This window comes from Rosistilla ulvae (assembly GCF_007741475.1).
In the GTDB taxonomy this organism is placed as follows: Bacteria; Planctomycetota; Planctomycetia; order Pirellulales; family Pirellulaceae; genus Rosistilla; species Rosistilla ulvae.
On the sequence record NZ_CP036261.1, the window covers coordinates 203220 to 217473 of the forward strand.

The 14254-nt window shown below is 58.0% G+C and carries 5 protein-coding genes; 2 read left to right on the forward strand and 3 right to left on the reverse strand.

All coding sequences use genetic code 11. The annotated features are described in order from the left end of the window. The first annotated feature begins 98 nt into the window (after positions 1-98). Entirely contained in the window at positions 99-8972 is an 8874-nt protein-coding gene (locus tag EC9_RS00780; protein ID WP_218934488.1) for a type I polyketide synthase, read from the forward strand. On the opposite strand, the gene EC9_RS00785 is transcribed toward EC9_RS00780, so the two are convergent. Further along, complete coding sequence (locus EC9_RS00785; protein WP_145341524.1) at positions 8969-10306, reverse strand: hypothetical protein; 1338 nt, start codon at positions 10304-10306, stop codon at positions 8969-8971. The genes EC9_RS00780 and EC9_RS00785 overlap by 4 nt on opposite strands. Positions 10307-10443: 137 nt before the next feature. On the opposite strand from EC9_RS00785, the gene EC9_RS00790 reads away from it, so the two are divergent. Continuing rightward, a complete protein-coding gene (locus EC9_RS00790) occupies positions 10444-11676 on the forward strand; it encodes a glycosyltransferase (protein WP_246105900.1) in 1233 nt (410 codons plus the stop codon). A gap of 50 nt (positions 11677-11726) precedes the next feature. Here the strand turns inward: EC9_RS00790 and EC9_RS00795 are convergent, their stop codons facing one another. Then, the gene (locus EC9_RS00795) at positions 11727-11942 is read right to left on the reverse strand and encodes a DUF4339 domain-containing protein (RefSeq protein ID WP_231745885.1); all 216 of its coding nucleotides are present in this window, start codon (positions 11940-11942) and stop codon (positions 11727-11729) included. A gap of 589 nt (positions 11943-12531) precedes the next feature. Beyond that, a complete protein-coding gene (locus EC9_RS00800) occupies positions 12532-14250 on the reverse strand; it encodes an NAD(P)-binding domain-containing protein (protein ID WP_145341527.1) in 1719 nt (572 codons plus the stop codon). Between the last annotated feature and the right edge of the window lie 4 nt (positions 14251-14254).

Sequence of the window (14254 nt, forward strand, 5' to 3'; positions counted from 1 at the left end):
TGCTCTCAAAACCGAGCTGTTTTGGTATGGTGAGTCGAGAAGTGGTGATATGCTCGCCAGCACAAATGGATATCGTGAACGAAATAGGATGCTTGGCGATGACGCAAAGGAATCAGACGACGCAGCGTCAACCGTTGGCCTTGGTTGGGCTGGGATGCCGTCTACCCGGTGGGATCCGAGATCCCGATTCGCTTTGGCAGTTGTTGGCTCGCCGCGGCAGTGCGATCTCCGACGTCCCAGGAGATCGCTGGCACATCGATCGATACTTCCATGAGGATCCCAATTCGGCTGGCCACATGACGGCCCGACGCGGCGGCTTTGTCGATCAACTGAAGCAGTTCGATGCGACGTTCTGGGGTTTTTCGCGACGCGAAGCGGTTCGCTTGGATCCCCAACAACGCTGGATGCTCGAAGTGGCTTGGGAGGCGTGCGAAGATGCCGGAATTCCTCCCAGCAGTTTGCGAGGCACAAACGTTGGCGTGTTTGTGGGAGCTTCCAGTCACGATTACGGCAGCCTGCAATTAAACGACCTGGGCAATCTGGATGTTCATTCGAACACCGGCGGAACGCTGAGCATCGTCGCCAACCGGATCTCCTATCTGTTCGACTTGCGTGGCCCCAGCCTGGCGGTCGACACCGCTTGTTCGTCGGCGCTGGTCGCATTTTCGATGGCTTGCCGATCGATTTGGTTGGGCGAATGCGATGCCGCGCTGACCGGCGGCGTCAACGCGTTGCTGACGCCCAACGCCAGCATCGGATTCAGCAAAGCGTCGATGTTGTCGGCCGCCGGCGAGTGCTTCGCTTTTGATCATCGGGCCGACGGCTACGTTCGCAGCGAAGGGGCGGGGATGGTTTTGCTGAAACCGCTGGCCGATGCGATCGACAATGGCGACCACATCTACGCCGTCGTCCGCTCGGCAGTCGTCAACCAGGATGGTCACACGTCGTCGATGACGGTTCCCAGTTCGGCGGCGCAAAGCAAGCTGTTGCGGAGGGCACTCGACGAAGCGGGCGTTGCTCCAAGTGAAGTCTGTTACGTCGAAGCCCACGGAACCGGAACGCCGGTCGGCGATCCCATCGAGGCAGCGGCGATCGGGGCGGTCGTCTCCAAAGGCCGTGCCGCGGGGGACGATTGTTGGCTGGGGTCGATCAAGACGAACCTCGGGCATCTGGAACCGGCGTCGGGTATCGCTGGATTGTTCAAGCTTGCCTTGATCATGGACCGTCAATCGATTCCGCCCAGCGGCAACTTTGAAGCGGCCAACCCGGCGATTCCCTTCGACTCATTGCAATTGAAAGTCGTCGACGGATTGCAACCGATCGCGACGCAGGATCAACCGATCAGTGCGGCGATCAATTCATTTGGTTTTGGTGGCACCAATGCCAGCGCCGTGGTGCAGTCGGCTCCGCAAACGAAGCAACACAAGTCCAGTTCCGAGAAGATTGCAACGCGACCTTTCCTGTTGCCGATTTCAGCTCGCGACGATGAAGCACTGCGTGGTTATGCCAAACAATACAGTCGCCAGTTGAAGGAGTTCGGCGGTGATGATTCAGCCGCACTTGCCGACTTCTGCTATTCAGCTGGAACGCGCAAAGAGCAACACTCGCAACGCATGGTGCTGCGTGGTCGCGACGCCAAACAACTCGCGGGCAACCTAAGAGCGTGGTTGCGTGGTGACGACGTGGAAGAGAGTGTTGTGGTTGGCCATGCGGAAACGCAGCCTGGAACCAACGCGTTCGTTTTCACAGGCCAAGGGTCTCAGTGGGCGACGATGGGGCAAGACTTGATCGCGCGCGAACCGATCGTCGCAGCAACCATCGACAAGATCGACACGCTATTCCAACAGGTCAGCGGATGGTCGCTGAAGGAAGCGATGTTGTGCGATGCCAGCGAATCGAAGATCGACAGCACGCAAGTTGCCCAGCCCGCGATCTTCGCGCTTCAGGTCGCTTTGGTCGAACTGTGGAAGACTTGGGGGATCACACCCGACAGCGTGATCGGTCACAGCGTGGGAGAGGTTGCGGCCGCGTGGTGTGCGGGCATCTATACGTTGGATGAAGCGACGCAGCTTGTCTATCATCGCAGCCGATTGCAGGATGGGACCGGTGGCGCGGGCAAGATGTTGGCCGTTGGTATGACGGTGGCCGAGGCGCGTGCGTTGATCGGCGATGCCGCGGCGGAAGTCACCGCGGTCAACAGTCCCTCGTTGGTCACGATTGGCGGCGACGCCCAGACGGTTGCTGACCTGGAAGTCCAACTGAAACAAGTCGGGAAATTTGTCCGCGACTTGGGACTCGATTATGCCTTCCATACGTACCAGATGGATGCGATCAAGGAACCGTTGCTGCAGGCGTTGGAGTTCCTGAATCCGCAACCGTCGACGATCCCGTTCATTTCGACGGTCACCGGACGGCCACAAGACGGCCAAACGATGGACGCTCAATATTGGTGGCATAACGTTCGCCAACCGGTTCTGTTCGACGAAGGCTTTGCCGCCTTGGTCGCTGCCGGGCACGGGAACTTTCTCGAAATTGGCCCCCATCCTGCACTTCGAAGTTCGATGGGCGAATGCCTCGCATCTCTCGATGCATCCGCTCAAGTATTCCATTCGCTCGCACGCCAAACCGATTCGACAACCACGCTGCTCAAGAACGTCGCCCAGATGCATGTCGCTGGGCTCTCGGTCGATTGGCAAGTCTTGAATCAAAGCACGGGCAACTTTGTCCCCCAGCCCCGTTATCCTTGGACCTACCAAGAATACTGGCTCGACAAAGGCCGCGACCTTGCCAGGCTCGACAAACCACTGCACCCGCTGTTGGGCAAACGTCTGCAATCGGCAAATCCGACGTGGCAATTGACGCTTGACCCACACCGTTTTCCGTACTTGCGAGATCACCAAATCTGGGATGGCATCGTGTTCCCGGCCGCTGGTTTTGCAGAGATCGGTTTTGCGGTCGCCGACGCGATGCTTCCTGGCGATGCGTATGTTGTCGAAGACCTGCAATGCCTGGAGGCATTGTTTGTCGATCCGGATCTGATGCCGACGATTCAAGTCGTGTTCGAAGAACAGACCAAGTCGTTTTCTATCCACAGTTCCACCGATAAACAGAATTGGCAAACCAATGCCTGCGGGAGGTTGGTGTTGCTGCCGGCCGATCCGATCCAGCCCAAGCCAAATCTGCAGGCGATCGAAAGCCGGCTGCCATGTTCTGTTTCGCACGAGAACCTGTACGACAATCTGCATCGGTCGGGATATGGATTTGGCGATGCGTTCTCGTTGATTCAACATCTCAGGCATGGTGAACCAGCGTCACTTAGCGAGACCTCATTCGATGGTTCGCCGCTGCGGCGAGAATCGCTGGCCTGGGTCGACGCTTCGGGTTTGGGCGCCTCGGCGGCCACCGAATATCGCTGGCACCCGGCGATCTTAGACGCCTGCCTGCAAGCAACTCATGGCACGCAGTACGCCGAAGCGGATGCTGAACAAGGCGACGATTTTTACTTGCCCGAATCCATTCGCAGAGTGCATTTGTACTGCAACAGCTTGCCGCTGCAATTTTGGGTTCACGCGGTTCAAACGGCTGCCGAGTCGGATTGCTTTGAATGCGATCTTTTTGTGATCGACAGCGCCGGACAAACGATCGCGGAGATCCAAGGTTTCCGCGTCGCGAAGGTCCAGCGGACTGGCGTCACTCGCCCAATCGATGACTGCCTGTATCGGTTCCAGTGGCAACCGCAACGGATTCGAGGAACCCAAGCCACCGGCGCATGCGACTTCCCAACATCCAGCGAATTGCTGCGGCCCGTCGAATCGCAGGCTGCCGACCTGGTCGATCAGTATGGGCTTGGCGACTACTATGCCGACTTCCTGCCACGGATGCAGCAGGTCGTGATCGCTTGCATCGTGAACGCGCTGCGACAACTCGGTTGGTCGTATCAGGCAGGGGATCGCTTCACCGCCGACCAGTTGATGGAAGCGTTGGGGATCGTCGAAGAGCACGCTCAGTTGCTGCAGGCTCAACTGCACTGGCTTGCCGATGCGGGTGTGATCGCAGCAGATGGATCGGGCTGGCGAGCAACCACAACATTGGCGACACGCGACACGAAAGAGTTGCTCGCTGATCTGGCAGAAGAGTATCCGCGGTTTGCTGCGGAAGTCGATCTGGTGACCGCGTCGTGCCTGCGTTTGGCTGATGTGATGTCGGGTGAGATCGATCCGCTGGAGCTATTGTTCCCCAGCGGATCGAGTCACCTGGTCGATCATTTTTATACGCAGGGATGCGACTTTCCCGCGTTCAATCAATTGCTGAAATCGGTCGTCGGGCAGAGCGTTGCCAATCTGCCGCCGCGGCGTACCGTCCGCGTGCTGGAAATTGGTGCCGGGACGGGATCGTTGACGGGACAAATCGTCCAGACGCTCCCCGCAGATCGGTTTGAATATCTGTTCACCGACATCGGCGGCGCGTTTCTCGCCGATGCAAAGCAGCGATTCGACGATTGTCCTGCGATGGAATATCAGCTGTTTGATCTCCAACGACCGGCTGAGGATCAGGGGATCGAACTGCACAGTTTCGACATCGTGATCGCGACCAATGTGTTGCACGCAACGGAAGATTTGTCCGTAGCGCTCGCGAACGCCAAGTCTTGTTTGGCGGCCGAAGGACTGTTCATCTTCCTGGAGGTCGTCGAAAGAAGGCCGATCTGGGACAACGTGTTCGGATTGCTGAAAGGCTGGTGGTCGTTCCAGGACGCGCACCGAAGCGATTCGCCGTTGCTCAGCCGCGACGCTTGGGAAGCACTGCTGCAGCAGAGTGGCTTCCAGGACGTTGCGTCGTTCAAATGCGCCGATGACGCGGAACAGGCGGTCTTCATTGCGCACGCTCCCGAGACGCAATCCGTATCGGCCGACGCGGATTCGATGGCAAGACAAGACGATGTCGAACCGAGCAGCGATGCGATCACTTTGATGTTCGTTGGGGAGGATCCTGTCTCGACCGAGCTCGCCCTCCAGTGGGATCGTGAGTTGGGGGAAGTCGTCCGAGTGCGACGAGGTGCCCAGTACCAACAAACAAGCGAAAACGAATTCACTGTTGTGGACGGTTCCGTCGACGAACTTCAACGCCTCTTCCACGACGCGCGACTGGGCGACCGAACCGTTGAAAAAATTGTTCACGGCTGGGGACTTTCAACGGCCGCATCGGCACTGGACATCGACCGGCTGCTGGATGCACAAAAGGTTGGCGTGCTGAGTTGCATGCATCTGGCTCAGGCTCTGGGTGATTGGAACCTGAGTCCTCAACCCCGCGTTCACGTTTTGACCCGTGGTGCGCAATCGACATCCGATACCGATCGAGTCGACGGGCTTGCCGCCTCGCCATTGGTCGGCTTTTGCCGCGTGGCGCGCAGCGAAGTCTTCGACCTTGGCTGGCAATTGATCGATTTGGACGTGGAGCCCAATGCGGATGACGTCGCAAATACTGTCGATGAATTGAGGGCTGCCGAACCGGAAGCGGAAGTTGCGCTGCGTGGAACGTCGCGGTTGGTCAACCGCTTGCATCGAGCCAACGCTGCCGGTCTACCAACCCGACAATTCGATTGGAACGCCGGCGGGCCAACCAGCCGAGCGTATCGATTGCAGATGCAAAAAACGGGTGTACTGGAAGACCTTTCGCTCAACGAAACCGATCGCCGCAGCCCGCAACCCGATGAGATCGAAGTCCAAGTGATGGCGGGAGGGATCAACTTTCGCGACGTCATGAAGGCGTTGGGGATGTACCCTGGCAACTCGATCGATCTGCTGTGGTTTGGCGACGACTTTGCCGGCGTCGTCGAGCGTGTTGGTGAAAACGTCGACTCGATCCAACCGGGCGATCGCGTGTGTGGCATCGCGGGCTACAGCTTCCAGTCGCATCTGGTCGTCGATCATCGGATGGTCTTCAAGCTGCCACCGGAGCTTAGTTTCGCGCAAGCCGCGACGGTGCCGACCGCGTTTATGACGGCGGAGGTTGCGATCGGCCGGATCGCGCGGCTGCGGGCTGGTGAGAAAATCCTGATCCATGCTGCTGCCGGCGGGGTCGGGCAAGCCGCCGTGCAGACTGCACAGCACCTGGGGCTGGAGATTTTTGCGACGGCGGGGACGCCCGAAAAGCGAGAGCTGTTGAAACGCATGGGCGTTGCTCACGTGATGGATTCGCGGAACGTTCGCTTTGCCGACGAGATAATGCAGTTGACCGACGGCGCTGGAGTCGACGCGGTTCTCAATTCATTGGCGGGCGAGTTTGTTCCGAAGAGCCTTTCGGTGTTGGCTCCCTTTGGCCGCTTCCTGGAAATTGGGAAAGTGGATGTCTACGGGAACTCCAAGATCGGCCTGGCTGCGCTCAAGCACAACATCTCGTACCATGTGATCGACCTGGCGCAAATCATCGACCAGCGGCCAGCGGAGATCGCAAACGTTCTGCGAGAACTGAGCGACCGTTTTGCGGCGGGAGATTACCAACCGCTGCCGCTGACCCAGTTCCCGATCAGCGAAGCGGCCGAAGCCTTCCGGTATATGGCTCAAGGTCAACACATTGGCAAAAATATATTGTCGTTCGAAAGTCCAGCGTCCGACGCGGCAACGGGGCGACGCATCGTTGGGCCGTGCACCCAGGAAGGACATCTGTTCAAAGCAGACGCAACCTACCTGATCACCGGCGGTGCAAGAGGTTTTGGTTTTGAAGTTGCCAAATGGATGGCCAGCCAAGGTGCAAGAAATCTTGTTTTGATGAGTCGTTCGGGCCCCGACCAGGCATCGTCCGATGCGATCCAAAGGATGCGTGACGAAGGCATCTGTGTAGTCGATGCCCGCGGGGATGTCACCGACGCAGAAGCTGCCAACCGCGTGATTGATACGATTCAAGCAGACATGCCAGAGCTCAAAGGAGTCCTGCATGCGGCGATGGTGCTGGACGATGAGTTCATCAGCGAACTGGATGTGCAGCGATTTAATCGCGTGCTTCAACCCAAGATGCTCGGAGCGTGGAACCTGCACCAGGCAACGCTCGAATTGCCGCTCGATCACTTCATCTGTTTCTCCTCGTTTTCCGCCGTGATCGGTGCTCCGAAGCAATCCAATTACAACGCCGGCAACAGCTTTCTCGATGCGTTGGCTGGTTATCGCCACGCCCGCAACCTGCCTGGACTGACGGTGAACTGGGGCGCCATCCTCGGTGCTGGCTTTGTCGACCGGAATCAGAAGACGGCCGAATATCTGGATACTCTGGGGATGCAAGCGTTTCCCGTGGGCAAGGCATTGGATCTGCTGGGCCAACTTCTGCAACGCGATGTGCCTTTGTTGTCGGCAGCACGCGTCGACTGGCAGCGATTGAGCAAGCTGAGCCCCGCGATCACCCGGCTGCCGGTCTACGCTGGCGTTGTGAATGAACGTGGCAGCAGCCGCTGCGGTTCGTCGCTACCGGAAGAGCTCAAGGCGATGCCGGCAGATCAGTGGCCTGCGTTCCTTGAAGATTTCGTTGCCCAACAGGTTGCCGGAGTCTTCGGAAGCCAGGATCAAGATGTCGACCGAACGCGTTCGCTGACCACGCTGGGCATCGATTCGTTGATGGCGGTCGAATTGGTCAATCGACTCGAAACCGCTGCCGGCATCCGCATCCCGATGGGAGGTCTGTTGGGCGGCGTCAACGTTCGTGAGCTAAGCGTGTTGTTGCAGCAGCAATTGCTTGAGCGGATCGCGGTGGAGCCACAGCGTGGCGAGGGACCGACGCCAACAGAGGTTCCGTCGAAAGGGATCGATTTTGAAAGAGATGCAGCCTTGGACGATTCGGTTTTGCCAGCCGCCAAGCATTGTTCCTGCGGCCCGCCTGCGAAGGTCCTGTTGACCGGAGCAACCGGGTTTATCGGAGCCCATCTTTTGCACGAGTTGCTGGAAACGACCGATTCGGAAATTACCTGCTTGGTTCGCGCACGTGATCTCGAATCGGGGATGCAACGGATCGTCGACAATCTGGCAAAATATCGACTCTGCCCCAACGGAGCGGCAGACCGCGTGAAGATCCAGCTTGGCGATATCGCTCAACCTCAGCTGGGGCTGTCGACCGAAGCGTTCTCTCGCCTGGCCGACGAGATGGACGTGCTGTACCACAACGCGGCTAGCCCCAATCTAATGCTTCCCTATGATGCGTTGCACGGCCCCAATGTGGTTGGCACTCAAGAGATGTTGCGTTTGGCATGCCACAACAAGACGAAGCCGCTGCACTACGTCTCGACATTCATGGTGCACGGGACCGATGCCAACCGCGGTTGCGACGTGGCGGAATCGGATCTCCTGCCTCGCTGTGAAGACTTGATCTACGGATACGCCCAAACCAAATGGGTCGCGGAAAAGATGATCGAAACGGCGCGGCAACGTGGGCTGCCCGTGACCATCTACCGCCCAGGACACGTGACCGGACACAGCGAAACCGGCGTTGCAAACGTCGACGATCTGCTGCACACGATCGTGCGAGCGTGTGTGTCGGTCGGGGCGGCTCCCTTCCGGTCGTTGCAACTGGACATCACGCCTGTCGATTTCGTCGCCCGTGCGATCGTGGCGTTGTCGCAGCACGACGCAAACCTGGGCCAGACGTTTCATCTGACCAACCCTCAACCGCTCAGCGACGAAGTCCTTGTGAACTGGATGCACAGCATCGGATCCCAAGTCGATTTGATCTCGCACGAAGAGTGGTGCCAACGGATCGATGACAAAACATCCGATCACGACGCCAGTTTAGAAGTTCTCACCGAAGTCCTGATGCCGCGGCTGACGTCGGGCGGCAAACGTGGAATCCACCCGCAATTTGATTGCAAGCGAACCCTGGATGCGTTAGCCGGATCGGGGATCCTTTGTCCGCCGGCAGACGAACAACTGTTGTCGACCTGTTATGCCTACCTGCTAGAAAACGGAGCCGTCGATGATTCGTCCGCCGTCTGCTAGGTATCGGATGCGGTCGTGGCGACGGTTCGCTGGTGGAACATCTGCAGCAACTGTTCCGCCTGCGGCTGGTTAATGACGCGAGGATCAAAGTGGAGATTCAGCTTCAAACGCTTGTTGTATTCGAACGCAAACAGCGTAGCGGCGGTCTGTGAAGTGATGGGGGCCAGCCCTTCGATATCCAGAACTTTTAGGTTGCCAGCGTGATGGAACCCGTCGATTCGGGGAAGCTTGCAGCGGCGGAACAATTTCCCTGCATTTGAGAAGATCACCGATATCGTGCGGCCGTTGTTGGTAGCCGAGCGACGGAGCGCTCCCGGGATCCATTGCATCAACCACAGGCTGAGCAGAAAAGTGTAGCGCAATTCGAACCTGCGAATGATCTCCATCTCATCTCGAATGCTGTGCAACAACTGTGTTTCATCTTCAACGTCGCCTGGGCGACGATCCAGAAAGATCGAACTGACAGCATTCAGCGCGGGCAGCGTCGCGTGCGACTTATCGCGCATGTTGATTGGAACCATCATCCGCAACCACGCTTGATCTTCGCGCACGCCATGGGCTGCCTGCCAATCCCAGAGGGTAAGGAAGAAGTCGCGAGCCAATAATTCGTTGAGGGAAACGTTTCGGCGGCGGGCCGCTTTTCGCAACTCGATCGTGTGTTCTGTTGTAACGGCGAGAGCCGTTGACGCTGGGGACACCGGCTTGGCCGAGATCGATCCTGGTGTCTGTGGTAGAGAGAGTGGTGCGGGCCGGCGCCGCCAGAATTGCAGCGCACCGATCAAGCCAACCGATTGCCGAGGCAGAATCTTCAGCGATTTTGGCATCGTGAGGCCGTATCTGCCACGCGATTGCAACCTGTGGGGATCGATGGGCAATACTGCGGTCGCTGGCCTACAGCCGGACTGGTCGGTGGCGTAGTGAAACAGCAAGTCCTCGAAGAACCGCAACAACCCAGCACCATCGCAGCAGGCGTGGTGCATTTGGAGAGTCAATTCGACCCGGTGGCTGTCTTGAACGACCACACCCCGCAAACCGGTTTCGCGATCGAGATCGATTCGCGGTGCCGGAGGAAGCGGTCTGCCCGTTGGTCCCTGCTGCCACTCGATCGGCGGCAAAACTGTGTTGCGGACGATCCATCGTTTCCGCCGTCCATCCGAAACGGTCGCTCGCAACAGCCAGTGATCTTCCAGCGTCTTGAGCAGCGCCGACTCGAATGCCTGCCGATCCAATTGGCCTTCCAGCAGGACACGACCGATGCACAGACAAGGGTAATCGTCCCGATCACTCCACAACATGCATCGTTCAAACGGCGTCAAAGGCAAAGACTTTGCCATCTTCTCGAAGCATCCTCTGCGATCACAAATCGAAGTAGTATAATCCCGCTCGCTCGTATCGACGATGGCGTGCGACCGCTACCCAGGTCGAATCCTGACGCATCAGCCGGCGAACCAACTCTTAGGAAAAATGCTCTGTGACGATCGTCTCCGCTCTCTATTGTTTGATCGCGGTGATTGTTGCAATCCAGACGACAGCGGCGGTTTGTTTTGTTTGGTTCATGTCGCGAAGCGGCCGCGATCGGCAAGCGTCCGATCAACCGAAGGCTGCGATTGTCCTTTGCCTTCGCGGTGCGGATCCGTTCCTGTCGGATTGCCTGCAGAGCTTGCTGAGACAAGACTATCGCGACTACTTGCTTTGCGTGGTCGTCGACAGCGACGAAGATCCCGCTTGGTCGGTGCTGCGGAAATTTGAAGGGCGTGATGGCCTGCAGATCGAGGTTTTACAAAACCCGCCACCGACATGCAGCTTGAAATGCAGCAGCCTGATTCAAGCGATCGGGAACTTGGATGCGTCGTTCCAGATCGTTGCCCTTTGTGATGCCGATGCGGTCCCAGGTCCCGACTGGCTGGCCGATCTCGCGGCACCGCTTGCCGATCCCGATGTCGGTGTTGCCACCGGGAATCGCTGGTACGTGCCGCAGCCCAACTCCCCCGGATCGATGATACGTTATCTCTGGAATGTTCCCGCCGCGGTGAATATGGTTCTGCTGAAAATCGCCTGGGGCGGAAGCCTCGCGATCCGCAGGGATGTCATCGACAAGACCGATCTGCTGACCCACTGGTCCGGTGCACTGTGCGAAGACACCATCTTGTATCGGCTGCTACGCAAACATGGTTTTCGGCAAGCGTTTGTTCCCGACGCGATGATCGTCAACCGGGAATCGACGACGCTGGGCAGCGTGCTCGACTGGGTCCCTCGGCAAATGCTGCTGGCGAAACTGTATCACCCCAGCTGGCCAGCTACCGTCGGTTACGGATGCATCTCGATCATCGTCCCTTTCTTGGCAGCGCTACTGATCGTCGTCACCGCGATACAAGCAAACTTGCGGGAGACGATGGGAGTGCTTGTGGCGGTTGCGGCCTTTGAAGTCTCCAACGCGCTGTTGGTCGGACTTTGCCAGTGGGGCGTCCGGCGACGACTGGCCAGTCGGGCCGCGGAATGGAAGTCCTGGGGCTGGAGGTCCATTGCCGCACTACCGTTTTGGGTTCTGCTGAGCCAGCTGATCTCGCCGGTCTTCTACTGGAAATGCTTCACGGCGCGAAGCATCCAGTGGCGGGCAGTTCGCTATGACATAGCGGGCCTGAGGATCACAAAACATCCGCATTCAAGCTACCGCCCCAACACTGACGCCAGCCAATCGTTGTGACCGCGCGGGGCTTGTGGACCGTGGACTTGAGCAGGCTGCGATGCGAGTGTCTACACGGTTGGATGTTTTTCGTTCCAACGCTTCATCGCTGGCGTGATCGTTCTCATAAAGACCCAAGCACCACGCGTCTTAGAGAGGCAACGGATGAGTGTTTCGGGACGAATCTCCCCCGAATCGATCCGGTGCAGAAATTCTGGTTCCCGGATCGGGCCAACGCGTTTCGAACCCAACCAGCCACGTTTCATGTAATACCAGTTCACTGACATACTCGGCGTCCCTTCGTTTATCGAGAATTACGATACCGAAGCCCCGCGGCTACTGCCCGACCGGTTATAGCCAGTTTGGATGGGGCATTGAAAAACTATCCCGATGATTGCCGATATTACCCAGGCACTTGCGGACAAGTGCATTGCGTGGCGGTGTTCAGACGTTCCCCAGCAAATATCTCACCTGGGCGTTAAGCTGCGTTGCAAATACCAGCACGAAGCGCAAGCGAGTGGTTCCTCGCGACATGCAAATACGGGCGCGACGCTGTAGCGAGTGAATCTTTGGCGACTGTAAATACAATCACGAATCGTCGGCGGCGAGTGGTATGAATCACTCGCTTGCGCTTCGTGCTAGTATGCGTTGATCGCGCTACGCTTTTTCGGAGACTTCGCAGGCGGTGGAGCACGCTGTGGGACTGCTCGACTCGTGATACATCGGTGTTGCCGACGCGGTGTCGTAAGGCTCCTCGCAAATACCAGCACGAAGCGCAAGCGAGTGAATCCTCGTGATTTTCGCATACGGGCGCGACGCTGTCGCGAGTGGTATGAATCACTCGCTTGCGCTTCGTGCTAGTATGCGTTGATCGCGCTACGCTTTTTCGGAGACTTCGCAGGCGGTGGAGCACGCTGTGGGACTGCTCGACTCGTGGCACATCGGCGTTGCCGACGCGGTGTCGACGGCTAGCTGCCGTTCGAAGAAACAGACCAACTTTTGGAAATGGGTCTGCTGGTACTGAGTCGGATCCTCTTGGCCGACGAAATCGATCGCGCGAATCAGCTTGCGTTTGCCGCAGTGTTCGTTCAGCCGCCAGTCGTTTTCAAGCGATTCGCTGATGTGATGCTCGGCGATCAATGCGTTGCCGCGCATGTGGCGGATCCGCGGATGTAGGTAGGCGTCGTTGTAAGCCTTCTCCGGATGCGGCTCGCGTTCGAGGCTGAAGACGTTCCCTTCAAAGTCGCCGTATTCCATCGTGATGATGTAATAGTCTTGCTGTTGGCCAAATTCGCTGTCCAAGATGTAATCGACCGCCAGTCCCTCGTGATACCGCGCCTCGCCCGTCTCGCGGTCGACCACCATGCAATCGCCCAAGAAGCCCGGTTGGTGCATCAGCCCGGCGTCGCTGCTGACGCGGTCGATGATCTTGTCGGCGAGCGGTTCGGCAGCCAACGGCAAGCGATGCGACGGATAGGGCGTCGATTCGTGTCGCTGTGCGATGATGTTGTACAGCGATTTAATGTTGAACCGAAAACCGTGCAGCACGTTCGACATCGTCTTCTTCAGATCGCGGATCTGCATGATCGTGCCGGCGTAATACAGGTTGGGAATGTTTGTCGATTCCCAGCCGCTTGTCATCGCGGGCAAGCGGTCTTCGCAAGCCATATCGGGGCGGCAGTTCTCGCCAAAGAACTTCGGGTCCCAGCGGAATCCGGTGCAACAGATCACGCGATCGTAAGCCATTTCGGCCCGCTGCCCTTCGGCATGCGTAAACGTGATATTGACGCGGTATTCCCCGTCGACCTTTTCGATCTTGTCGATGTTGGCGTCGAGGACGGAGTTCTGTCCCTTCAGAATGTAGGTGTCCAGGAACTCGTTATTGACAGCTCGCAGGTGGCCGAAGAAGTGCGACTGCCAAGCCATCTTGATCGACCCTGGGCTGGCCAGGTGCGTGACGCGGGTGGCGTTGAGCAGATGGTTCGCCGTCTCAAACGCCGAGTTCCCCTTGCCGATGATCAACAGCCGCTGGTCGGCGTAATCCTTGGGATCGATCGACATGTCGAAGTAGTTTTCGGTCAGTTCGATGCCGGGGATTTCGGGAACGTACGGCTTGGAAACTCCCGTCGCGACGGTGAACGTTCGCGAACGGTAGAGGTTGCCGTCGGCATCGCGAACGATAAACCTGCCCGACCCGTCCTCGGCACGGCTGACGTCGCTGATCCAGGTGTTGTATTGGATCTTCAGATCGAAGCGGGCTGCGTAATCACGCAGGTATTGCGCGTACAGTTGTGCGTTTGGGTAATAGGCGTCGGTGTAGTTCTGGAAGTTGAAACCATCGTCATCGCACAACAGCGAGTTCCAGTCGTATCGCAACTGGGCCCGTCGCTCGGTATAGCCGTTGTAGACTTTATTGATCGAGATCAGCTTGCCGTGTCGCGGGAACCGTTCGTAAAACGCTCCGGCGCGATCGTTTGCTTCGAGGACCAGATAATCGCGTTGCTCGCGGTCCATGAAATAGGCAAGCTGCAGCCCTGCAGGGCCGGCGCCGAGGATCAAGTGGTCGATGTCGCGAATGGTTTCTGTCGTGGTCATGTTT